The sequence below is a fragment of the Agrobacterium sp. 16-172Ci genome, from assembly GCF_053522725.1.
Genome location: NZ_JBNWBW010000016.1, coordinates 1 through 24,367 on the forward strand (window position 1 = coordinate 1; position 24,367 = coordinate 24,367).

Sequence of the window (24,367 nt, forward strand, 5' to 3'; positions counted from 1 at the left end):
AGTTCCTTATCGACGAGCAATGTGATCCGGAAAAGATCGAACGCATCATCGCTGATGAGCCAAATTCATAAGGTCTGCGGCCTAGTCCGGATGGTTACTCAAAACATGCATAGTGAAGAGCTTCGTTCTGGTCGCCAAAAACTGCTTCCAGATCTTGTACGTTGCGGGCACCCAAACTCACTCGATAGCCGTGCCTAATAAGTTCTTGCGCGATGGCCTTGCCGATGCCGCGAGTTGCGCCAGTGACCATAACTACACGACTTTGGATTACACGCACAGACCAGTTTCCGGCATCCAGACTGAAATGTAGAACACGCCCATTGTCGGTATGCTCATCAGTTATAGCAACCCCGAGCAGTGCCGCGACAACCCTCAGCACACCTCCATGGGCGACGAGAAGCACGTTTTCTTTACGTGCATGCTTGAGAGCCTTGGCGACATGGATTGAGAAGATTTCAGTAGGTTCACAATCGGGATAGTTGTCCTCAAACATCTGAAGCGGACCAAAGCCGCCTTCGTGTTCACCAAAATCCCGCTCTTGAAGATCATCTTCAATCTGAAAGGTGGGACAGCCCGGATTAGCGATGAAGGCAGTCTGAAGTGCACGTAAAAGTGGTGAACAGACAACCTTGCTTATTGGAAGGGTCCGAAGAACATTGCCGGCCAACAGAGCCTGGCGTACCCCTTTTTCATTAAGACCAATGTTCGTTCCCGAACCTTGCACGCCCCAGTGCTTCTCGCCGTTAACGACCATCTCCTTCTCGTTGAGGTCGGTCGTGCCATGTCGGATGAAGTAAAAACTTTTGATTCCACTTGGGGGCTCTGCAGAGCCAAGGTAGGCCTGAGAAATTGGCATTTTCACGTGTGAAGATATGATTTTTTTGAGAACTAGATAAGATTGATGAATATAGTTGTTTTGGTTTTTGTTGTTGCCGTCCTTGTTTATACTAATTATTTTTCAATCAGCACGTGAGCCATGACGTAAGTATCTCAGTTAACTGATATTTTTCTACCATTTTTGTCGTTGATTTCGGCGTGTGGGACATACTATCCGGGCCTACATGTTGCTCGTATTCTCCTTCCATCTTACTTTTCCTTGATCCGCGCCCATTAGTGACTTTTGAATAGATGCTCTGACACGCCAAGCCTCGCTAGTCAAAAGTGAACTAAACCAACGTGTTACAGCAAGAAAAAAATGCGTGTGACGCTCAATGTGACGTCTTTCGCGTTTCTAAAAAGGATAAATAGCCTCGCTGTCTATTATACTCCCACAAATCAACAACATATTACACGAGCATTTGTTTTGCATAATTCATCTCGATGGACATGCTCTACACACCCCTGTCGATCGAACCAGCCAAGATCGCTGAGGAACTTGACCCTACGATCAAACAGCTTGGAAATGTCGCAGAAGCCGGGCGGCGCCTCGCCGCCAATGGACTGAGGCAGGTGTTCTTCGTATCTGCTGGTGCTGGGTTGGCAATCGGAAAAAGCTTGAATGCGTATACTGACGAGGTTGCGCAAAACCTCTGCTTCATTAGCCACGCCGCTTCGAGATTCGTGGACCTACTGAAAGCCAACACATCAATCGCTGATGCCGCAGACACTTTAATTATCCTGTCATCAAAGTCCGGGAAAACTCCAGAAACTGTAGAAGCGGCGAAGCGCCTGAAGGACAAGCCTTGTAAAACAGTGGTCTTCACGAAGTCTCAAGATACCCCGCTCGCCTCACATGGTCACAGTGCATTTTTCACCGGGGAAACAACCCAGGCTTTCCATGCTACCCACATGCTAATGGCGTCATTTACTGGCGGTATTTTGGAAATCAAGGAAAGTTGGAGCTTTATGCCAGCCCTGGCATCATCCCTGAAAGCGCTACCGGTGGCATTGTTCCATGCTGCAAGGAAGTGTGTGTTGGCTGGAGAGGCATTTGCTGAAGACTTCAAGAGTGATACCCCCCTTTATTTCATAGCCTCAGGATCTGACCTACTCGTCCCGCACGCTTACGGGCTTTGCGTTCTGCAGGAGAGGTTCGGGTTCGACGTGCATGTTGTTGGGGCCACTGACTTTTTCCACAGTGTCGTGGAGACAGTGCGTCCTGGTACGAAGGCGCGGTATATTCTCACCGTCCCAGGAGGAGGGAGCCGGGGTAGCATGCTCGATGTCAAGACTTTTTTTGAGGAAGCAGCCAAAAACTATCCGGTAAGCTTTCACGTGCTTGATACCAAGGACTTCGACGCTTCGGGCATAGACCCAGAAATCCTGAAGATCGTTGGCCCTCTCATTGCCGAAGCTTGCCTGAAACCTTGGACTCCCATGTTGGCAAAGGCAACCAAACAAACAATGAATGATCCGCTCCTGCATATGGGGCGGTTCCAGTATTTCAACTGCCATTTGGGCTGAGTTGAAGACATGCTCCTGCCAGAAATCGCGTGATCTTACGCAATATTGAATAATCTCTGCCTATGTCATAAATGTGTGTGGCTTTATCTGTGTTTGTGTTGTTTCAGAAATTCATGTAACGTTTGTTTTTCTTATGTACTGTTAAATAAATTATCGGTGGCTCTACGAATACTTCGTATCGTTGATATTTCTAATCACAATATGCGTAGTGACCCGATAAATAATTTAAGCGTCGTTGATAAAAATCCTAAACTAATTGGGACATATATTTTATATGCCGTGATTTTCATAATTTAGTAAACTTAAAGTTCAAAATATTAAGTTCTGGTTCATTTAATACTTCTGATTACATTTTAGATATCACAAACTTATTATTGAAACTGACAAAATCGAAAGCGTAACCAGCGTCATTCTCAAACAAAATACATTCCCTACTGCTCTGATCAAAGAGAAAACAATTTTGAAAAGGATCTGCGTTTTTCCTGAATCTTTTTCATGAAGCGCTTCCAAGCTTTATGACGAACACTCGGCTCCAAATTTCCGGAAAGCAGTGCATCAGGTGTTCTCGATTCTCGAACGGTCATTGGAATTTTGCCTCTCCATGAAGCAGTCTCACCACGTTCCAAACAGGAATCCTCCCCCGCGCAATTCCAGTCGCATGACAATCCGTCGGCCAGCTTTCCAATGAATAACGCTTTGCCAAACGCAAGAATGTCGTGGCGGAACTCCACACCTCCCTCTCTCCAAAAAAATTGAACAGTTTGGCCTCCGAGGTGAAACCGCGGCCCATCCCGGAAAGAGGTAGTGGGAAGGATGGCCACAAAATGACTCAAATCGCCCTCACCGGAGTCGTCCCCAAAACAATTTTCACGGCGTAAACACTTGAACAAATGTCGTACTGTTTTGATTGAGACTTCTGACTGGTATGGAGCCAATGTACATGCAAGCACATTTGTCTTACCAAATCGGCAGACATCCCCAGATTGCACATAGCTCAGTACGGCGTCCCTTGAGGAATAGATGTAAATCGGCTTCGCGTTGCTACAGATCACCTCCGGATAAACGGGGGACTGAATCTCCAGCGGATGCGGAAATGGAAAACGGAGATACATCGCGGCGATCTCGCTCTTCAGTTCGCCCTCTTTAAATTTGCTCACCCAATATTTTACCCAGATCTCCTGATAAAGGAGGAGATTATCTCGAATATAAATACGATATAGCGAGCAAATACACCCGATTATGAAGCACATTTCTCGACAATCGCCAATGGATAGGAGATTAAAAGGCTCAAAGTTCGGCCTTGAAGGAACCATTATGTCGAGAAATACACGATTTACTTTGCGCTAATCACATTTTTTTCTATCGGCTTATTACATTTATAGACATTTGCACGTAAATGGTTTGATTTTATGAGCACAATACAGTGGCTTATTTGACTTTTTTGCAACATCTGGTGCATGCGTGTAGTATTCTTGTAGCCTGTTACGAAATATTGGATTATGTGTCTTGAGACAGTAATACGATTAAGCCGAATCAGAACAATACTCATCATTAAAACTAATTCAATATTTTACAGACTATTTATTCAAACATAAAAACAACGTTCACAGCAGAAAGACAGAAAATAAACAAGTCTATGATATTACATAGGCATGCATTAAGAATATTATAGCGCAAACCCCATATACTCTGATAAGATGCTTGCGATCGGGATACTGATTTTGAGTCGACCTTCCGGCTTTATTCCGATGAACGCCGCATTGCTCCCCATATAGGGCTGCAGATATCTCTTCTTAACTGATGCACCAACTCAGCCTCCCCCGAGGGCGTTTATTCGCGAGGGTAGGCTTGTCACCTGGTCTTTCCGTACCCGTTGGAGGAAAAGTCAAACCAACCGCTATGACTTCACACCAAAAGCGGTGTCCGGGTTGCAGGGCGAAGTACTTATGAACATACCCTCTGTGAACCTCTAAAAGAGAATAGGGCAACTTCAGAAATGACCTGCTTGGAAAAAAAGCAATATAAGCTTCTAAAGCATCCTCAAAAAGGCAGGAACCTGGGGAAATCTGATTATGCCTGTAGCGAAGACTCTGGTACGTAACACCCTCGTCATAAGGCGCTACGGAACATGCCACAAGGCCAATCGTTGCATGAACGGACACGATCGCATTTCTCGCATATTGTATGATCTTCTCGCGAGGGCCATAGACATAAAGGAGGGGACGATCGGTAAAAATTGTGTCAAACGGCTCCAGTCTCGGCCCGTGGAGACAGGGACTTTTTGCAAATCGCGCCAGGATTTCGCCAACAGCACCGTCCGGATCGTCATGGTACCTCAGCGAGGCAACCCAAGATTTTTGGGCGCTGGCTAGGGTTTTCTCCACGAATTCACGATATTCTGCCTTCGCTCCGATTAGAGCGACCTTTGCGAGGGCATGATCGCTTACATCAAACAAATCGATCATTGGGAAAACAGGACGTGTATAGCCCATACTTGTAGTATTTTTTCTATAAGGTAGAGAATTTATTCTCTTAAGCTCCTGAGCATGAAGCATACTTATAGTGTAAAGGTGGGCCACAGTTGGTGCCAAATTTGGCATGGCCTGGGATTGTTGCGAGTTTTTGTCGATCAAAATGCTGTCACTTGAATATGCAACAGGGATCGTTCCCAAACGATTGGACAAGTTCGGGTCCGGTGCCGCTTTAATCATTCGGGTGAATGATTAAAGTTCTACGTGGGAGTATGACCCACTAAAGAAAAGTCTGGCGCAAAAGTCAAAAGCGAGCCGAAAGCCTTCACGCTTGTGGGGAAGTGGGCCTCCGAATATTGACATAAATTCGATGTGAAAAAGTCTCAATTAATCGGCAATCGGGGGTACGAATGTTACACCGCGCTGGCCAATTAAACTAAAGAGCACGATGATAGCGAAAGTAATAGGTAAGATGACGAGGACAAGAGAGACGATCAGAGCGCGTTTCAATCCCGCGGTCGCACTAATTTTCCTGTTGTCGTGAGTGGATCTCGCCACTCCAGTTTTCAATGTGTGGGAATGCTCCTCTTTCCAACTTCTTACAATTTAACAATTTATAATATGTCATCACATATTATAAAATACTTTTTTACCAATCATACACCTTACGTTAATTTAATAGCGATGAAACATTCTTATGAATACTTTCCTGCCAGAATTTCAATGGACTTCGTCGGTAAATATTTAGAACGACGTACTCATATATTATTCATTCGATCATTATGAAATAGTAAATATGACGGCACTTAAGTAGGAACGTTACAAAACGAAATGATACAACTGAGTTATATAACAAAAGATTTATTGTTAAGGCGTCTCGTTTGATAGTACTGCAACCTAGCTCTGATTTTGTCATCGCGTGTTACGCGAGCGACCCGACGGCGACGACAGGATAGTTGACCTTAACCGCGCAGCGCGACCATTTGACAAAGTCGTGGTTCTCAGCGTTGAACAGGTTGCTCTTGAACAGCGCAATGTAGGTTGTGAAGCGGTTTGCAGTCACGAAGCCTCGCGGCAACTGCCAGGGGGCTAAGTCAGACACCCCCCACTTCGCATTTTCATCCATCATGAGAGAACCAGTCTGCTCATTGAAATTTGTGAGCAATTCTTTCGCTCCGTATAGAAAGTATAACTCGCTTGTCTCAACAACTTCGCTGGTATCCGGAATTTGAAATTGGCTACCCCAAGTTGCCTTAAGCAAAATTTGCTGGTGATTTACCAAATTTATTACGCTTCCGGCCGGCATGCCCCTTAAGTCTGTCCAAGAATAACTCATTGCTCGATGTTTAGATGGTGAGTGTGAGAGCAGAGGTTCTAATACTTATAGGCGGCCGCTCAAAATGCCAAAAGGATGAATTGGGAAATCAGGAGGCATTTTCCATATATTGAGGCGTTAACTACTCAACAATGGAACTAGTGTACATCAATCATATTTTCATCCGTCAAAAAACCATTGAATATTTCAGTGGATGCGACTTTGGACCGACTATGCCGGTGGTTGGCGTCTTTTCCAAATTTGTTAGGTAGTGTTTTACATCAACCGTGGGCCCATCGCGAAATGAGCGCCTGAAATTGCGCCTAAATCTCCTTTAATTATTCGCGGCGATAAAGTCATAAAGCATAAATATCCATTTTCAAAGATTAGTAATTCAATTTAGAAACCAGATTAAAAAAGTCAAAAGGAGTGTGGCGTTGATTTCTCAATCCGAGATTAGCGGGCCGAAATCTTTTATGTTACACCATCGCCTATGTTGTGAAAGTGATGAACGACGTCTTTTGAGAGTTTACTGAGCGGTTGTGCAGAGCTTAATTATCGCTGCCCATCTAACTTGTCATTGCCATCAACACTCTACATTGCATAATTATTTCAAGTATATAATAAAAATAAATACTTCTGAGATAAAAACAGCCTATATTATCGCTACATTCACTTCACAGCAGACATCGATATTCCATATTCTAATCTACATTTCTAAATGAATAATATATTACAAATATGATCGACGGCGTTAATAAACATATAACAAACACAAATTATCATTTGCACTGCACAAGTATTCCTATTATTCTGGAAACCTAACCCACATTAGGGACAGTAAATTATTTTCTTTTCTTCAAACTCTTTGTCGCTATCGGAATCATTTCGTGCTCTCTTTCTCACAACTGGAATAGACTGCGAGAAATGGGTGTCGCCGACTGTAAGGATGTCGTAGTCTTTTTCACCGCCGTCTGTACGACGCCAGAACCGATACCCAAACCTCTTGCTGGGGATCTCCACAAAGCCGGATGAAAGCGGCAGAGCAACAAAACTTTGAAAATCTTCTTCACTTACCTCTATGTCGTTGAAGACAGCCCGATAAAACTCCACCATTTGGCGACGTTCCAGATCGTCACGATATGGGCGAATGGTGGTAACAAAAACATTTCTACCGAATTTAGCTAAACGTCTGGCGCAAAAAAGCTCCAGCATGTTTGACCTTGAGCAATAGAGATAGACAGATAAGGATTCCGTCCTTCTTTCCCCCACGATGTAAGCCTCCGGTTCCTCTATGGTCAGGTGACAAACCCTGGGCACAGTTTCTATCTCCTTTAGTTTCTCGATCTTTTCGACTTCATCTTCGGGGAGCAAGGCTGTTAGCCCCTCCCCCCATTTTTTCTGAAACGGGATCAACTCGTCACGTATGAATTTGTCGAACCGTTTTCGTTCCTGGCGAAGAAATGCTCGAAAATCGTCTCTACCTTTCCTGCGATCCAAGAACGATGGAATGAACCGAGGTCGGCTTCCAGAAGAAAGTAAGATATCAATCATTGCCATCTTCACAGCGGCCCGACTTATGAACAGGACTATTACGAAGCCAACAATAAAGCTCTCGTCAATAAGGCTTCGGGAGCAAAAGAGGGGGGCCTTTTAAGTAGATAGCAATGGAGACACGAACGATTTAACCCAACCACGTCTCCTGCTCGGCCCCGCTAGGGGTCAGATCAAGAAGAAATTATTGGCTCTGGTCACATTTTTCAAAATTGTCGGTACAGAATCCGTCGGTGGCGTGGCATAAGTCAAAAGGTAACAGTCAAAAGGCTGACAATTGCACTACACATCGAAAACTCCGCCAATAATAAACAACCTATTACTACTTATTACATTATGATATCATCAATAGTACCTTACTATGCAAATGTATCTATCTTGGCACTGCGTGGTGGTCTCCATCGATCTGAAAACTTCTCAGTTCCTATTCAAAATTACATTTTAATATATCCTGCCACGGACGGGCCCTTTCCGGTGGTTTCGATTGTCCGGAACGCGAAGATCGGTTGTGAGCGGCAAAGTGAGGCCGGCGCGCGATGCTGTTCTTGAGCGGACAGACCCTCATGGCAAGCGCGGTGACGTGGGGCAGTTACTTCTTGAAGTTTCGCGGGATCAGAGCGTCGACCTCGCTTGATGGCCAACCGGCGGCGAACGCTATTGCCGGCGACATGGTGAGCAGGCTCGCAGAGCAGATCGGCCCCGGGACCGCGACTGTCTCGCCGAAGCAGGACAGCTCGCCTTTCGGGCAGGCGCTGGAAGCGGCCCTCAAGGGATGGGGTTATGCGGTGGTGACCGACCAGAAGACGGATGGTGCTGCGCGCACCGTGCCGCTCGCCTATATCGTCATACCCTTCGAGGGCCAGATGCTCGCGCGCCTGTCGACCGACAGCGTCGAACTCGGCCGCGCCTACACCGTCACAACGACGGGTGCGGAGCCGGCGAGCGCGCTCTCGGTCATGAAACGCGGTTAGGGGAGGGCGGTCATGGTTCAATCGCTCAAGCTCGGCGGCACTCCACACGAGGAAACGGGCTCCGGCATGCGCCGGATTAACCGTCTGCCGATCATCGTTGTGGTCGTGCTGGTCGTCGCCTTCCTCGGTGTCATCTTCTACGGCCTGACCTCACGCGGACTGTATTTCCGCGACACCGGCCCGGACACAAGCTCCGGCAATCCGGCGTCAACCTTCGCCGATCAGATCAAGCGCGGCGTTTCGGACGGCATCATCGGCGAGCCGCAGCAGGTGACGACGCTGCAGCCGACGCCGGTCGAGAGGGAAGAGGAGAAGCGCTCCGTCAATCCATTCACACCTCAGCCCGGTCAAAGGGAAGATGCGCGGACGGAACCGCAACTGGAATCTGAACAGGTCTGGCGCGCCCGCTTGCAGCGCGAGCAGGACGAGCAATATCTTCGTGAGCGGCAGCGCCAGAGAATGGCCCGGCTGCAGGCCAATGACGCCGCCTATGACTCACCGATCGCTATCGACCGCGGCAAGTTTGACAGGCAGGGAGCTAATACAAACGACACCGCCGGGACGACGAACGGGGTTTCCACGGCAACGACTCCCGGAGCATCCGATCTCTACGCCGCCGCTCTTCGCGCCGGTCTCGGCGGACAAAATGTTGATCCGAACGGCCAGAAGACGAAGGAGGATTTCTTCAATGCCGACCTCAAGGAACTTGGCTACCTGCCGAACCGTGTCGTCCCCCAACAGTCGCTCTACGAACTCAAGCGCGGCTCAGTCATTCCCGCGACATTGATCACCGGGATCAATTCCGACCTACCCGGGCGTATCACTGCCCAGGTAAGCCAGAACGTCTATGACTCGGCGACGGGACATCGACTGTTGATTCCGCAAGGAACGAAGCTGTTCGGCCGCTATGACAGCAAGGTGTCGTTCGGCCAGAGCCGGGTGCTCGTCGTCTGGACCGACATCATCTTCCCGAATGGCTCGGCGCTCCAGATCGGCGGCATGTCCGGGACGGACGCGCAGGGCTACAGCGGTTTCCGCGATAAGGTGGATCGGAAGTGGCTCCAGACGTTTGGTTCGGCCATCCTCATTGCGGTGATCGGCACGGGGATCGACATGGCCGTTCCGGAAAGCTCGACGCTGGCAACACAGGACACCGCATCGGATGCGGCCCGGCGGAATTTCGCCGAGACCTTCGGTCGTGCCGCTGACCGGACCATCCAGAGAAACATGGACGTGCAGCCTACGCTCGAGATCCGGCCTGGTTACAAATTCAATGTGCTGGTCGATCAGGACATTGTTTTCCCAGGAGCATATCGATGAGACACGTGCCCAGACCCAACAAGTCTGTTATGTTCGGGCAAAACATCACCGTGTCGAAAGTACGCAACCGCTCGAATTACAGCGTTCCGGGAATCACAGTGTTCGGAGGCATCTTTCTATCTGCAGTCGCCACAGAATCTCCGTCTAGCCGTGATTTCGACGAGCTGCGCGCCGGTCCCACTGCCTATCGCATCCCAAGCGAATACCGAGCCGACGGAGATACCAGCAACAATGTTTTCGTGCGGGTAAATCTCGCCGACTGGTGGCCTCTAGAACGGGATAAGCCGGGTTCGCCAGCCTTTCGACCACGACACCGGGCTGGACCCGATATCTTTGACAACTTGCTGCGATCCTGACGATCAAATGGTTTCATAGGGCAAGGCTTTCAAAGCATCAAGCAAGGCTGCCCGGAACTCGCTAACCAAGCGCGGCGGTGGGCTGTCGGTCGGAAGAACGATAGCAAAATGGTAGGGGACAACCGGATCAAAGGAGCGCTGAATAACCGGATTTGCACTGTAGTAGTCGGCAGTGAAGGGGTCGACGATACCAACCCCCATTCCCCTGCTTACCAGATCGCAGAGATTCAGCGCCAGACTACTTTCTATCCTGCGATTACAGTGGACGCCGCAGCTGTCCAGTGCGGCGTCCGTTTGCATCCGTAGAAGGCTCACTGGAGAGAGGCAAATCAATGACTCTCCTTCAAGGTCCGTCGCATGAACAGTTTCCTTGTCTTCGAGACGATGCCCCGGCGGCACCAGGCAGACGGCACGAAAGGAAGGGACAGGTTCGACGGTGAGACCAGGATAGTCGCCAGCCAATATCGATATTCCGAGATCGTAGTGCTGGAGCGAGACCAATTCGAGGACCGTCTGGGAGGGAACCGTGTCGAGGTAAACCGACACGTCGGGCCGATCGGCGATGAACGTCTCAATGACGCCGGACATAAAACTCAGAGCCGGCGCTGTATAACAGGCGACCCTTAGGGACCCCATATGAGATTTCTTCAGTTCCGCCGCGACTTTGTCGATGTGCTGAATCCCGTTGAAATGTCGCGACACTTCCTTGAACAGAATACCGGCCTCCCGCGTAGGACGTAACCGGTTGCCCGTTCTTTCGAAGAGGCTGATCCCAATTTCCTCTTCGAGATCCCTGATCAGCCGGCTGATCGCGGGCTGCGTGATCCTGACGAGATTCGCTGCTGACGTCATACCTCCTGTCAGCATGACTGCCCGGAACGCTTCTAACTGACGCGATTGAATCATTGCTTTCTCCATAACATATGCACATGGGCGCATGCCTATTACTGCCCTTGCGATATGGAAGGCAAGCTTTTAGTAACAATAGAAAACTGGGTCCTACTCTCGAAGAATGTACGCGGTGAACACGTCAATACGTGTTTCACCTTTGAGAATGAAAGCCGGACAGGTGCCGGCTGCGCCATTCTCGGCCGTGCTAACGGCACGGTTTTTCGCTGCATCGCAAGAGATCGGGAATGATAGAACAAGGGAACGCGAATGGACGGAACGCAGCCCACCCTGGTGGCAGAAGATATCCATAAGAACTTTGGAACGCTGGAAGTTCTGAAGGGCATTTCACTCACAGCCAATAAAGGCGATGTGGTTTCGATTATCGGCAGCTCCGGCTCCGGTAAGAGTACTTTCCTGCGCTGTATGAACTTCCTCGAAACCCCGAACAAGGGCCGTATCGCAGTTGGGCAGGAAGAGGTCGTCGTCAAAACGGATGCGGCTGGCCGATTGATCGGCGTCGATCGCAAAAAGATCGAACGCATGCGGATGCAACTCGGCATGGTGTTCCAGAGCTTCAATCTATGGGGGCATATGACTGTCCTGCAGAACGTCATGGAAGGCCCCGTACACGTTCTCAAACAGCCCAAGGGCGACGTGCACGACCGTGCAATGGATTTCCTGGACAAGGTTGGTATTGCCGACAAGCACGACGCCTACCCGTCTCAATTGTCAGGTGGACAACAACAGCGCGTCAGCATCGCACGCGCACTGGCTATGCAGCCGAGCGCGCTTCTCTTCGACGAACCAACCTCTGCCCTCGATCCGGAATTGGTGGGCGAAGTCCTGAAGGTGATCAGGAAGCTCGCCGAAGAGGGGCGGACAATGGTCGTGGTGACGCACGAAATGGGTTTTGCTCGCGACGTATCGAGCAAGGTTCTCTTCCTCGAAAAGGGGCAGATTGAAGAGCAGGGAACCCCGCAAGAAGTATTCCAGAATCCGACGTCACCAAGGTGTCGGGCCTTCCTCTCCAGCGTTCTGTGAGCGCGCAGGCGCGCAGAAGAGTCAACATTCGAAAATAAACAATAACAGCAACAGAGGTGAACGTTATGAAATTCTTCAACTTGAATGCGCTTGCGGCAATTGTGACTGGCGTCCTTGTCGTGGCGGGCCCGTCAGTGGCCAAGGACTACAAGAGCATTACAATTGCGACCGAAGGATCCTACGCGCCCTACAACTTCAAGGATGCGGGCGGAAAGCTGATCGGCTTCGACATCGATCTCGGAAACGACCTTTGCAAGCGCATGAACATTGAATGTAAATTCGTCGAGCAGGCTTGGGACGGGATCATTCCTTCTCTCACGGCGGGTCGTTACGATGCCATTATGGCGGCGATGGGAATTCAGCCGGCGCGCGAAGAGGTCATTTCGTTCTCCCGCCCGTATCTCCTCACGCCGATGACGTTCCTGACGACAGCGGACAGCCCGCTTCTGAAAACCCAGGCGGCAATCGAGAACCTTCCGCTCGACAATATCACCCCCGATCAGAAAGCCGAGTTGGATAAGTTCACCAAGGTTTTTGAGGGCGTGAAGTTCGGCGTTCAGGCCGGTACATCTCATGAAGCGTTCATGAAACAGATGATGCCCAGCGTTCAGATTTCGACCTACGACACCATCGACAACGTTGTGATGGATCTGAAGGCAGGCCGGATCGACGCGAGCCTGGCGTCGGTCAGCTTCCTGAAGCCTCTGACGGACAAGCCCGACAACAAGGACCTGAAGATGTTTGGCCCGAGGATGACGGGGGGATTGTTCGGAAAGGGTGTCGGCGTTGGCATCCGCAAAGAGGATACCGATCTCAAAGCTCTGTTCGACAAAGCAATTGATGCCGCCATCGCAGACGGTACCGTCCAGAAGCTGTCCCAACAGTGGTTCGGTTACGACGCGTCTCCCAAGCAGTAATCTCTTTCAGTTGGAGCGTCGGCACTCATGCGGCCGGCGCTCTATCCGTTTCGCAAGCTTGAGGCGTGGTCGATGGATTTAACACTATTGCAATGGGGAGACGCCGGCTGGGGCGATGAATTGGTGCGCGGGGCGATGATGACTGTTGTCGTCGCAGCCTTTTCGTACCTTTTCGGAATCATCTTTGGTTCGATTTTCGCTGCGGCAAAGCTATCCCGTTTCTGGTCACTACGCCTGCTCGGTGACGTCTATACGACGGTCGTTCGCGGCGTCCCTGAACTGCTAATCATCTTTTTGGTATTCTTCGGTGGCGGCACACTCCTGCGCACCATCGCCAATGGACTGTTCGGATACGAGGGGTACATCGAGCCCCCAATCTTCGTGATCGGCGTCCTCTGCATCAGCGTGAGTGCCGGAGCATATGCCACCGAGGTCATTCGCGCTGCCGTTCTCGCTGTTCCCCCAGGTCAGATCGAAGCGGCGAAATCCATTGGAATGGGTCCATGGCTGCGGCTGCGCCGGGTGCTGATCCCACAAGCGGCTAGGTTCGCCCTCCCAGGCCTTGGAAATGTCTGGCAATTCACGCTCAAAGACACGTCGCTAATCTCCGTTGTCGGCCTGGTCGAAATAATGCGGACAGCGGCGATGGGCGCAGGTTCGACGAAGCAGCCCTTTACCTTCTACATCACCGCCTTCGTGATCTTCCTTCTTCTTTCCTCCGTCTCGAACCGGGGCTTTCTCAAAGCTGAAAAGTGGGCGAACCGCGGTGTGAGGAGCCAATAATATGGATATTCAACTCATCATCGAGTCGTTCCCCAAACTCATTGCTGCCGTCCCCACGACGCTGGCGCTCGCGTTCATATCGCTTCTCATCGGATTTGTTGTTTCGGTGCCTGTCGCGCTGATGCGGCTTTCGAAAAACCGCATCGTTTCTTCGGTAGCATACAGCTACGTCTACCTGATCAGATCGACCCCGCTTCTGGTGCAGATGTTCCTGATTTACTACGGGTCGGCTCAGTTCAGAGGGTTCCTCACGGAAGTTGGTCTGTGGTCGTCGTTCCGCGAACCGTGGTTCTGCGCGATCCTCGCTCTGGCCCTCAATACCGCGGCCTATACCAGCGAAATCATCCGGGGCGGCATACAGGCGGTTCCTCTCGGGCAGATCGAAGCCGCGCGCGCTGTTGGCATGTCCACAATTCTCCAGTTTAGGAGAATCGTGTTCCCGATCGCCATCCGGCAAGCGTTGCCGGCCTATGGCAACGAAGTGATGCTCATCATCAAATCAACGTCGCTCGCTTCGACAATCACTATCGTCGAAGTGACCGGTCTGGCGAAGCAGATCATCTCGGCCACCTACAGCCCGGTCGAAGTGTTCATCGTCGCCGGTGCGATCTACCTGTCCATCACGTTCGTTGTTAGCCGTCTGGTCATGCTGGCGGAGTGGTGGCTCAATCCGCACATGCGCGCCCGGGTGGGCGGAACGGCTCCGAAGGCGGCGGAGACGCATTAGAACTTGGAAATCCCCGTTGGATTACCGATCGAAAGAGTGCGCTCAGGCGAATCTCGACGTAACATTCAAATATTCGGGTTTGACTGTTACGTTGCTTTGTATTGGTGACCGGAGATGTCGTATCAAATAGAGATCGGAAGCATCCGCTGCTTTGTCGTTGCCGCTGAAGAACTACATTTCCGCAGAGCCGCGATCCGACTGAACATGTCGCAGCCAACGCTCAGCCAGCAGATCAAGCGGCTTGAAGAGCTTATGGGGGTGCAACTGTTCATCCGCTCTACGCGGCGCGTGGAGCTGACGCGTGCGGGAGCATCATTCCTTGATCACGCGCGCGAGATCCTTTTGAAAATCGACGAGGCGATCCTCAATGCCAAGCTGGAAGCCGGCGGTCTCAGTCCCGGCGGAGAAGAGCTGATCATCGGAGCGATCAGCCCGGCCACCAGTCAATTGCTCCCCTTGATCTTGAGCCGTTTCCGGCAAAGGTTTCCCAGGACTAGGCTTGTCATCAAAGAGGTCGATTCCATCGAGCTTCTGCGAGGGATCGAGCGCGGTGACTTCCATGTCGGGTTGATGCGACCGCCATCCAACAGCAATCTGGTACGGTTTCAGCACCTGTTGTTGGAACGATTTGTTGCCGTCATGCCCTGCCAATCAGCACTTGCGCGGAAACCGGCGTTGAGATTGTCAGATTTCGCCGGGCACGGTGTTTTCGCGTTGAAGCGTTTCGAGCTATCGAGCTTCGAGGTAGTCTACAAGCAGCTTTCCAATGCCGGGCTACTGATCGAAAACGACATTGTTGTCTCCGATACCACCACGGCTCTTGCCTTGGTGACTGCGGGCGTCGGCATTACATTCTTGCCGGAGTGGGTTGCTGCGATGGCAAACGACGGTGTCGTCACGCGGGCTGTCGATGATATGTCCGTCGAAATTTCAATGGCCGTGGGCTGGAATCCGGATTGCCCGGTTCCGGGGATACTGCCTTTTGTCGAGTTTGCGACGTTGGCTGCGCAAAACCTGATTTCAGCACGAAAATAGCGGCGCTTGTGAAATCCTGAATGAACAAAGGATGCCCCTGGAGGAGGCATCCCTTCCAATAGCCGCACTTTCAGACGACCGTTCACACTAACTGATTACGATCACAGGACCCTCGCCGCTACAACCGGCCGGCTTCTTCGGCGATGACTTGATCCAGTTTCCCGGCATCAACCCGCTCACCTTTCGCCAACAGGCGGTGATGAACGCGATCGACGAGCTGGCTGCGGATGCGCTGTTCATAGGTCAATGCCCGCGATGCCAGTTCCCTGCGTGTCTGCTGCGACCACACCTGGTCCTGACGCTGGCGTTCGATGCAGAAATTGAAGTCGTCTGACTTTCGGTTCCCGCGTTCGCGGCGATGTTCCGCGGTCGCCGCCTCGTCGATCTTACCGTCCCGGTCGAAGACGACAGCATAGACGTCGGCGGCCCGCTCCGGGGAAAGCATGCCGTTTTCGATCTCGCGCGCGATCGCCGCCACATCCCGCTCAAGAGGTTCGCCGAACGCCCCGCCTGTGGAACTGGTGATCCTGAGAATATCGCCCTGTCCGAGCTCCAGAACCGAGATCTTGCCGACCGATCGCTCATCGGGTCGGCCAGGATTGACGACTGCCTTACCCAGAAGACCGATCTCTCCCCCCTTGAAGCCCCACGGCGCGAACACAAACCGGTTCAGGTTTCTGACCGTTATGACCGCGCGATTTGACGTGTTTTCCATTTCGATTTCGAGCGCTGCGCCGCTGGCGAATCTTCCCGCGCGGCGACTGTCCGGCACGAGGCGGAGCGCCCGCATGACCAGCACCGTTTCGATCTCGATGACTTCGACTGGCACGCTGCGCTGTGAGTAACGTACTTCCGATCCGTCCAGGCCGTCAACGCCACGGCGGGCACCGCCGCCGCCGTCGATCGTACCCACCACGTTGACACGGTCACGGCCTGTACGAGGATCGGGAGCCGAAACGACGATAACCCCGCTCATACCGCCACCGGCTGCGGCAAGGCCCTCCGGTAGTGCCTGATTGAGGCACCCCAGGATAACGTCGTAGGCGCGTGTCGCTGATGCAGCACGAGACCCGCCGGATGCGGGATAGACCGCGTTGAGAACCGTGCCGCGCGGAGCATGGCCGTGGATCGCCCGCAAGATACCGGAGTTGCGCGGCGTCAGCGGATCAACGGTCAGGATGTAGGCGTAAAGGCACTGGATAATGTAGGGGTGGGTGGTTGCCCCCGTTACCAGGTTGTAGGCGGCCGCCAATTGCGGATCCGTGCCGGTAAAATCAACCTCGATCTCGCTGTCCTTCACCGTCATGGTCACGCTGAAATAGGCCAGCTGACCATCATGGATCCCTTCAAGATAGTCCGAGAAGGTATATACACCGTCCCGAATCGTCCTGATCACCGCGCGGGCCTTGGTCTCCGCGTAGTTGATGACGTCCTGCATCCCCTCCTCGACACTCTCACGATCATATCGCTCGCAAAGCTCGCTGACGCGCCGGTCCATGCTCTTCAGGCCCGAGATCATGGCCTGAATGTCCCCCCACAACTCGGTCGGACTTCGGCTGTTGTCCTGGAAAATCGACTTGATCGCTTCGTTCAACACCCCTCCTTCGTAGAGCTTCATTGGCCTGACACGGAGGCCCTCCTGGAATACTTCCGTGAAGGCTGGCGAGATACTTCCTGGAACGGCGCCGCCGATATCGGACGCATGGACAAATGCCCAGCCGATCGCGATCAGCTTCTCGTCGAAGAAGATCGGATAAAGCAGCGTAACGTCCATCAGGTGCGTCACCAGACCGTCCGTGGCAAAGGGATCGTTGGTGATGATGATATCGCCTGGCTTCAGGTTCTCCCGGCTGATGGCATCCAGCGTCGGCTTCAACGGGGAGCCGACGAAGACATTGACGCCAGACAACATCGGATAAGCGAACATTTCGCCTTCGGCGGTCGCAATCGCACACTGGTAATCCTGGACGATCTTAACAAAAGTCGTGTGGGCGGTGCGGTAGATCGCGGCAGAGGCTTCTTCGACAATCGCGTTGAAGCGATTGTTCATGACGGCAGTACGAACGGCATCCATTGATCAGCTCCGGGTCATGAGGATTGCGCCAAAGGCTCCGACGCGGGCAACGAACTCTGGCGGAACGACGATCGTCGCATCACGCTGCTCGATGACAGCCGGCCCCTGGATCGCATCGTTGGGGGTGAGAGATGCGCGATCGAAGACGCGTACCTCGGGAATGAGTTTGTTGTGGAAGCGCATCGAACGAACCGTTTTGAGCGCACCGCCAGCCCCGGACGTTTCAGGTGTTGTGGGCTGAGGTATCGACATCGATCCACGCACGCGCATGCGCAGGTCGACGAATTCGACTGGCGCCGCTTTGTCGGCATGGCTGTAGATGCGTTCGTGCTCTTGGTGGAAGGCGGCATGCATTGCGGCAATGTCGTGCGCTTCGATCGCCGTATCCGGCAGCCGCACGTCAACCTGGAAGGACTGCCCGACGTAGCGCATCTCAGCCCAGCACTCGAACGTTTTCGACACGAGACGCTCCGGCGGTGCCTGCCGCGATAACCATTCGGCTCCCTGCTCGCGAAGGACCTGAAACTTCTTCGCGATGAGAGAACCATCGATATCAAGGCCGTGGACGGTTTCGAGCGCGTCATTGCTCAAATCAGAGACAAGGCCCCCGAGGGCACAGAATACGGAAGGTGTCGCCGGCACAAGAACGCGGTTCACGCCGATCTCGGCCGCAAGGAGCGGCCCCTGGATCGCGCCAGCTCCGCCGTAAACGAGCACCGTCAGATCTTCGGGATCGACGCCCTGGCGTGCGAGATAAGGCAAGACACCGGCCACCATGTTCGAGCTTGCGACGGTGACGCACATTTCCGCGGCGCTGAGCACGTCCGTCTTGAGAGTCTCCGCAATCGGCGCCATAGCGCGTTCGGCGGCATGACGATCGAGCTGCATATCGCCGCCAAGAAGGGCTTCAGGCAAATAGCCCGCAAGTAAAAAGGCATCGGTCAGCGTGGGTTCCGTGCCGCCTCGGCTGAAGCAGGCAGGGCCAGGATAGGACCCAGCACTGCGCGGGCCGATACGCAACACCCCGCCATCAATCGTGACGACCGAACCGCCGCCTGCGCCGATCGCCTCGATGCTGGTAACTGGCATGACAACCGGAAACTCACCCACCTCGGCCGAAGTCGAGGTCAGAGCTTCGCCATCGCGCACGAGCGAGATGTCAGTGCTGGTGCCACCCATGTCCATGGTGAGGATGTTATGTTCGCCCAAGGCGCGGCCGAGATATTGCACAGCCGTCACGCCAGACGCCGGACCCGACAGAAGCGTATGCACAGGGAAGTTGCGCGCCTCACTGGCGGCCATCGCACCACCGTTCGAGCGTGTGACGAAAAGTTGCGACCCCGGCAGCCGTTCAGCCACATAGGTTTCGACCGCACCGATATACTCGTTCATCCGGCGTTTCACGAAAGCGTTGAGCACACTGACGATCGCTCTTTCGTATTCTCCGATCCGCGGCCAGATCTCGCTGGACAGACTGACTTCGGCATCCTCGCCGACCGCTTTACGGATAACCCGCGCGACCGCTTTTTCATGCTGCGGGTTGGCGTAGCTGTGAAGCAGCGCGACCGCATAGCCGGCAGCACCTGCGTCGGCTGCCCGACGGGCAAGTGCCTCGACTGCGGCCTCGTCGATCGAGGTTCGAACCAAGCCACCGCGCAGCAATCGTTCCTCGACCTCGAAAACCATTTCGCGATCGATCAGCGGCCTGGTTCGGGTCTCGAACATGTTCAGAGGGTTGCGGACGCCGATCCGCTGCAGTTCGAGCAGATCCCTGTATCCCTTCGTTACGAAGAACGCGATCTTCGGCCCTTTTCGCTCGATTACGGCATTCGTGCTGACCGTGGTGCCGTGCATGACGAGGGCTGCCTCGCCCGGCTCGGGCGCGAGCCGTTCCAGTAGTTTTTCAAATCCCTCACGGAAACCGTTTTCGAAAGCGGGAGGAGTCGAAGGGACCTTCAGAGTGACGATCCTGTCCTCTCCTTCACGCCACCCGCAAAAATCTGTGAACGTCCCACCGATATCAACGCCGATTCTAAGCATCTGCCGCTCACCCTCGCTTCTTCAGTTGGTCGGCCTGCGGGGTATTTCGATCTGTTCTGATCTGCATGAAACCTGTCTCCGTCCTGGAGTGATCATCGCGATATTTCAGCGATGAATACGCTGCTCACTCCGTTTGGAGAATTTGCATATCCCACCGATTGATTGGCAACGGCAATCAATCGGAACGGATGAGACTCGCCTGCTTATAGAAACTGAGGGCGATGAAGGTGACTGAGATTAACCGGTCGCGTCCTGTGGCTCGCGACGGCCCTAGGACCGTGCCGCCTTCATAACATTTGAACATCGCCGCATACCTATTACTGCCCTTGTAGCATGGACGGCAACGCCTTATCCCTAAGCTGGAAGGCAAGAATTCCAAGATAGCCAGATCTGCAATCGACCCGCTTCACATGGTGATCATCTGTTCAAGACTGATGAAACCGAAGCAAAGAAGGTCCTCAAAACTTGGCCGTCAAACGGCGACAGCTGGACACACTGTATAGCCGACCGCACGAGGATTGAAGGATGCGTCTGGCTCACTGGGGGCTAATGGCCACGGATCGAACGTTTCGCCCGGGCACAGAAGCCTTCGTATTGTGAGAAGGTTAAATGGATCACGAGTTCGAGACAGCCATTGTTGGCGGCGGCGTAGTGGGCGCCGCAATTGGATACGGGTTAGCCAAGTTGGGACGCCGGGTGATCATCATCGATGGCTCGGACGATGCGCTGCGTGCGTCCCGAACGAATTTCGGCCTGATCTGGGTTCAGGGCAAGGGCGACGAATATCCTGAATACCATCGCATCACGCGGCAAAGCGCTGAGCTGTGGCCAGGTTTTGCATCCGAGTTGAAAGAACTGACAGGTGTCGACGTGGAGTACCGCCGCAACGGTGGTTTGCTCTTTTGTGTGTCGGAAGCTCAGGCGGAAGAAGAAAAAGCGATCGGCGAGAAGATGGCTGCCATTCATCCTGACTATCGCTTCGAGATGCTGGAGCGCTCGCGCGTTGAGCGCATGCTTCCCGACATCCGTCTCGGGCCGAAGGTGTGTTCAGCGTCGTTCAGTCATATGGACGGTGACGTCAATCCTCTGCTGGTCCTTCGCGCTCTGCTGGACGGATTTGTGCGCCTCGGTGGAACCTTGATGACGGGCGAACACGTCGACAGCATCGCGCCCACGCTTGGCGGCTTCCGACTGGCGACGGATGGCCTCACGATAGAGGCGGAGCGGGTGATTATTGCAGCGGGAAATGACTCCATGGCTTTTGCCAAGAGCCTGGACCTTCCGCTTCTGCTCGTTCCGGAAAAGGGGCAGCTTCTCATCACGGAACGGGTCGCCCCGGTTTTCCCTTACGCCGCCAGCGGTATCCGTCAGACCATGACGGGCACGTTTCAACTCGGCGTTACGAATGAACGTGTGGGCCGGTCTACCGACGTGACAGCTGCCGGCGCACGTCATATCGCCAATCGCGCGATCAATGTGATGCCTGACGTCGGCGCGTTGCGTGTCATACGGCAGTGGGCGGGACTACGCGTGCTGACCCCGGACGGGGTGCCTGTCTACGATCGGTCGCGGCGATACCCAGGTATCCACGTCGTGGCATGCCATTCCGGCGTAACCCTTGCCGCTCTGCATGCAGGTCCTTTTGCCGAATGGTTGGCAGCCGGTGGAATTGAGCCATCCTACGACGCTTTCCGCGGCAGCAGATTCAAGATGGGGATCGCGGCGTGACGAGTGAAATTCTCTTTCCCTGCGGCCAAGCCGTGGAAATCACCGTCGACGGTCGTCTTGTGACCGCTCGCGATGGAGAGCCTCTGGCCGCCGTCTTTCTGCGTCTGGACGACATCCATACGCGGACCTCCTTTCCTTCCGCCCAGCCCAGGGCGCCCTACTGCATGATGGGCGTCTGTTTCGAATGTGTCGTGCACGTCGAAGACATCGGCACGATCCGAAGCTGTCAGCAAACGGTTCACGCCGGCATGAGGGTCGAACGCCATGACCATCCGAAGAGGCTGAAATGAACCATCATTCGAGCGCCGACCTGTTGATCGTCGGAGCCGGCCCCGCTGGCATGGCCGCAGCGAGGCGCGCTGTGCGCGGCGGTCTGTCCGTCATCCTGCTGGATTCGCAATCACAGCCTGGAGGTCAGATCTGGCGCAATGCCGGCCGCAACGCGACGAGCCCAATCATAAACGTTCTGGGGGCGGAATATCGACGCGGCGTCCGGCAAGTCGAAGCATTTCTGGCCTGTGGCGCCGACTACATCCCGGATGCTCAGGTAAACAGGCTCAGCCAGGGTTGGACGGTGGAATACGTCTGGGGTGGAGAAATTCGCTCCGTCAGGGGACGGCATCTCTTGCTCGCTACGGGCGCACAGGAACGCCCGGTTCCGTTCACCGGCTGGACGCTACCCGGCGTCATGACGGTCGGCGCCGCACAGATCCTGTTGAAAACGGCAGGTCAGTTGCCGAGAGGCCCCGTTGCCGTCATCGGCAGCGGGCCTCTCCCGCTGCTATATATGCAGCAGATGCGGCTCGCGGGCTCAAAGCCGGTCGCTTATCTCGATACGACCCCTCGGGGTCTCATCAGCCGTTCGCTGCGCGGTTTTCGCGGAGCACTGCAGGAGCCTGGCCAAATCCTGAAAGGGATTGCCTGGTTACCGCAGTTCAGTGGCGTTCGGCACGTACGCAACGTGGTCAAAATCAGCGCCAAAGGAAGCGGACGACTGGAAACTGTACGGTTCGAAACTTCAAACGGAAGGTCCGACAGATTGGAGGTCAAATCCCTTCTTGTTCACGAGGGGCTGGTGCCAAGCCATCAGTTGGCTGTGTCGGTCGGCGCGCAACTGATGTGGGATGTCGGCCAGTCAGCGTTCCGGCTTGAGCGCGACGAGTGGATGAACGCAGGTCCGGACGGACTGTACATAGCCGGGGACGGTGCGCGGATCGGAGGCGCCGTCAATGCCGAGATCGAAGGAGAGATCGCCGCGATCGGCGTCCTTCTTCGTGACGGCGCCCTGACGGCCGCTCAGGCGGATACCGAGGCAAAACCGCTGAGAGCACAGCATGGCCGGCAAAAGTCGTTCCGGCGATTTCTGGATGGGGCCTACCCGCCGAATATTGCGCGGACCCCGCCGGACGACGAAACGATCGTCTGCCGGTGCGAGGAGTTGAGCGCGGGCATGTTGAGGGAAGCTGCTGTCCGTGCCGCTTGCCGAGGCCCCAACCAGCTGAAGAGTTTTACCCGCGCGGGCATGGGTCCCTGTCAGGGAAGGCAGTGCGGCTACCCGGTGCACGAACTGGTGAAGTCAGTCGCCGGGCTGACCGCCGGCGAGGTCGGCCTGTTCAATCCGCGGCCTCCCTTCGTTCCATTAACGGTGTCGATGCTGGCAGCTCAGCAGGCCGAGGAAGTCATTTCAGCGTCGACACATGAGTGATCGTTCGGCCATCGCCACAGCGTGGTGTCTAAAGTTGCAGTCAAGAAATGAACGCCTCGCGGCGTCGCAAGGAGAATGAGTTGAAGACGTGCCAAATCCCGGGAGCCCCCGTTCAAAGCGGCGCATCCCAACCCGGATGCCTGATGGGGCCTGATGCGTTTCGGACTGCCGGCTTGTCGCGAGCTTTGACGGAACTGGGCTGGGCCGTCACTGATCTCGGAGATGCGACGCCGACGGCGGAGCCCGAAATCAGTCACACCAATTCCGCGGTGAAGAACCTCGATGCTCTGGTGGGATGGACGCGCAGTCTCTCCAAAAAGGCGCTGGAGATGGCCCGCAGCTGCGATCTTCCGGTTTTTCTCGGCGGCGATCACTCAATGTCTGCCGGTACCGTTTCCGGGGAGGCCGAACGAGCGGCCGAACTCGGCAGGGAGCAATTCGTCCTCTGGCTGGACGCGCACCCAGACCTGCATACCCTACACACGACTGCAAGCGGCAATCTTCATGGCACGCCGGTCGCCTACTATACGGGCCAGCCTGGCTTCGAAGGACTACCGCCGCTGGCCGCGCGTGTGGATCCCCGCAACGTATCCATGATGGGAATTCGCTCGGTCGACCCGGAAGAAAGGCGCCGGGTTGCCGAGATCGGTATCGAAGTCTCCGACACGCGGGTTCTGGACGAGCAAGGGGTCATACGCCCGCTGGGCGTCTTTCTTGACCGCGTGAGCAGGGCCAAGGGCAGATTGCACGTCAGCCTCGACGTCGACTTCCTCGATCCCGGGATTGCGCCGGCGGTGGGCACCACGGTTCCGGGCGGGGCGACTTTCCGAGAGGCACACCTCATCATGGAGATGCTCCATGACAGCGGTCTCGTCACCTCGCTCGACCTTGCGGAGCTCAATCCGTTTCTGGACGAGCGAGGGCGCACGGCCCGACTGATGACCGATCTTGCCGCGAGCCTGTTCGGCCGGCGCGTGTTCGACCGGGTGACAACAGCATTTTGACCACCGGGTGTGGCCCGGTGCGATCGAGGTTT

The 24,367-nt window shown here is 54.1% G+C and carries 20 protein-coding genes; 12 read left to right on the forward strand and 8 right to left on the reverse strand.

Translation table 11 applies throughout. The annotated features are described in order from the left end of the window. Positions 1-94: 94 nt before the first annotated feature. A complete protein-coding gene (locus tag ACQZ40_RS15050) occupies positions 95-856 on the reverse strand; it encodes an SDR family NAD(P)-dependent oxidoreductase (protein WP_448748255.1) in 762 nt (253 codons plus the stop codon). A 464-nt stretch (positions 857-1,320) separates the two neighbouring features. On the opposite strand from ACQZ40_RS15050, the gene ACQZ40_RS15055 reads away from it, so the two are divergent. Beyond that, positions 1,321-2,403, forward strand: coding sequence for an SIS domain-containing protein (locus ACQZ40_RS15055; RefSeq protein WP_065657540.1), 1,083 nt, complete (start codon positions 1,321-1,323; stop codon positions 2,401-2,403). 443 nt (positions 2,404-2,846) lie between these two features. Here the strand turns inward: ACQZ40_RS15055 and ACQZ40_RS15060 are convergent, their stop codons facing one another. From ACQZ40_RS15060 to ACQZ40_RS15075, 4 genes are all read right to left on the reverse strand, one after another. Beyond that, complete coding sequence (locus ACQZ40_RS15060) at positions 2,847-3,716, reverse strand: RolB family protein (protein WP_180216475.1); 870 nt, start codon at positions 3,714-3,716, stop codon at positions 2,847-2,849. 480 nt (positions 3,717-4,196) lie between these two features. Beyond that, positions 4,197-5,087 (reverse strand): RolB family protein, encoded by an 891-nt coding sequence (locus ACQZ40_RS15065; protein WP_234902689.1) that lies wholly within the window; start codon positions 5,085-5,087, stop codon positions 4,197-4,199. Between the two features lie 709 nt (positions 5,088-5,796). Beyond that, on the reverse strand, positions 5,797-6,003 hold the full coding sequence (locus tag ACQZ40_RS15070; RefSeq protein ID WP_139103024.1) for a hypothetical protein: 207 nt from the start codon (positions 6,001-6,003) through the stop codon (positions 5,797-5,799). Positions 6,004-7,020: 1,017 nt separating this feature from the next. Further along, a complete protein-coding gene (locus ACQZ40_RS15075; protein WP_065657537.1) occupies positions 7,021-7,743 on the reverse strand; it encodes a RolB family protein in 723 nt (240 codons plus the stop codon). Positions 7,744-8,279: 536 nt separating this feature from the next. Here ACQZ40_RS15075 and trbH point away from each other — a divergent pair. Both trbH and trbI read left to right on the forward strand, forming a co-directional pair. After that, positions 8,280-8,714 carry a conjugal transfer protein TrbH gene (gene trbH / locus ACQZ40_RS15080; protein ID WP_410171769.1) on the forward strand — a complete coding sequence of 145 codons (435 nt, stop codon included), beginning with the start codon at positions 8,280-8,282 and terminating at the stop codon, positions 8,712-8,714. Between the two features lie 12 nt (positions 8,715-8,726). Continuing rightward, complete coding sequence (trbI, locus tag ACQZ40_RS15085; protein ID WP_065657536.1) at positions 8,727-10,034, forward strand: IncP-type conjugal transfer protein TrbI; 1,308 nt, start codon at positions 8,727-8,729, stop codon at positions 10,032-10,034. Positions 10,035-10,393: 359 nt separating this feature from the next. Here trbI and ACQZ40_RS15090 read toward each other — a convergent pair whose 3' ends face one another. Continuing rightward, a complete protein-coding gene (locus ACQZ40_RS15090) occupies positions 10,394-11,296 on the reverse strand; it encodes a LysR family transcriptional regulator (RefSeq protein WP_065657535.1) in 903 nt (300 codons plus the stop codon). 252 nt (positions 11,297-11,548) lie between these two features. On the opposite strand from ACQZ40_RS15090, the gene nocP reads away from it, so the two are divergent. The 5 genes from nocP to ACQZ40_RS15115 all read left to right on the forward strand — a co-directional run bounded on the left by nocP (position 11,549) and on the right by ACQZ40_RS15115 (position 15,784). Then, positions 11,549-12,322 carry a nopaline ABC transporter ATP-binding protein NocP gene (gene nocP / locus ACQZ40_RS15095; RefSeq protein ID WP_065657534.1) on the forward strand — a complete coding sequence of 258 codons (774 nt, stop codon included), beginning with the start codon at positions 11,549-11,551 and terminating at the stop codon, positions 12,320-12,322. A gap of 65 nt (positions 12,323-12,387) precedes the next feature. Further along, positions 12,388-13,239: a nopaline ABC transporter substrate-binding protein NocT gene (nocT, locus tag ACQZ40_RS15100; protein ID WP_065657533.1), complete on the forward strand. Its 852-nt coding sequence runs from the start codon at positions 12,388-12,390 to the stop codon at positions 13,237-13,239. 72 nt (positions 13,240-13,311) lie between these two features. Further along, positions 13,312-14,022: a nopaline ABC transporter permease NocQ gene (gene nocQ / locus ACQZ40_RS15105; protein WP_065657618.1), complete on the forward strand. Its 711-nt coding sequence runs from the start codon at positions 13,312-13,314 to the stop codon at positions 14,020-14,022. Between the two features lies 1 nt (position 14,023). Continuing rightward, entirely contained in the window at positions 14,024-14,749 is a 726-nt protein-coding gene (nocM, locus tag ACQZ40_RS15110) for a nopaline ABC transporter permease NocM (protein WP_065657532.1), read from the forward strand. Between the two features lie 114 nt (positions 14,750-14,863). Further along, positions 14,864-15,784, forward strand: coding sequence for a LysR family transcriptional regulator (locus ACQZ40_RS15115; RefSeq protein ID WP_065657531.1), 921 nt, complete (start codon positions 14,864-14,866; stop codon positions 15,782-15,784). A gap of 118 nt (positions 15,785-15,902) precedes the next feature. Here the strand turns inward: ACQZ40_RS15115 and ACQZ40_RS15120 are convergent, their stop codons facing one another. Further along, positions 15,903-17,858 (reverse strand): hydantoinase B/oxoprolinase family protein, encoded by a 1,956-nt coding sequence (locus ACQZ40_RS15120; RefSeq protein ID WP_065657530.1) that lies wholly within the window; start codon positions 17,856-17,858, stop codon positions 15,903-15,905. A 3-nt stretch (positions 17,859-17,861) separates the two neighbouring features. Then, positions 17,862-19,898, reverse strand: a complete 2,037-nt coding sequence (locus tag ACQZ40_RS15125) for a hydantoinase/oxoprolinase family protein (RefSeq protein ID WP_065657529.1) — start codon at positions 19,896-19,898, stop codon at positions 17,862-17,864. Between the two features lie 609 nt (positions 19,899-20,507). Here ACQZ40_RS15125 and ACQZ40_RS15130 point away from each other — a divergent pair. Genes ACQZ40_RS15130 through rocF form a run of 4 tightly spaced genes read left to right on the forward strand, consistent with a single transcriptional unit; the run spans position 20,508 to position 24,335 of the window. After that, positions 20,508-21,626 (forward strand): NAD(P)/FAD-dependent oxidoreductase, encoded by a 1,119-nt coding sequence (locus ACQZ40_RS15130; protein ID WP_065657528.1) that lies wholly within the window; start codon positions 20,508-20,510, stop codon positions 21,624-21,626. Then, positions 21,623-21,916 (forward strand): (2Fe-2S)-binding protein, encoded by a 294-nt coding sequence (locus ACQZ40_RS15135; RefSeq protein ID WP_065657527.1) that lies wholly within the window; start codon positions 21,623-21,625, stop codon positions 21,914-21,916. The genes ACQZ40_RS15130 and ACQZ40_RS15135 overlap by 4 nt, the downstream gene beginning before the upstream one ends. After that, entirely contained in the window at positions 21,913-23,331 is a 1,419-nt protein-coding gene (locus ACQZ40_RS15140) for an FAD/NAD(P)-dependent oxidoreductase (RefSeq protein ID WP_065657526.1), read from the forward strand. Before ACQZ40_RS15135 ends, ACQZ40_RS15140 begins: the two co-directional genes overlap by 4 nt. Positions 23,332-23,378: 47 nt before the next feature. Next, positions 23,379-24,335 carry an arginase gene (gene rocF / locus ACQZ40_RS15145; RefSeq protein ID WP_081307297.1) on the forward strand — a complete coding sequence of 319 codons (957 nt, stop codon included), beginning with the start codon at positions 23,379-23,381 and terminating at the stop codon, positions 24,333-24,335. Positions 24,336-24,367: the final 32 nt, after the last annotated feature.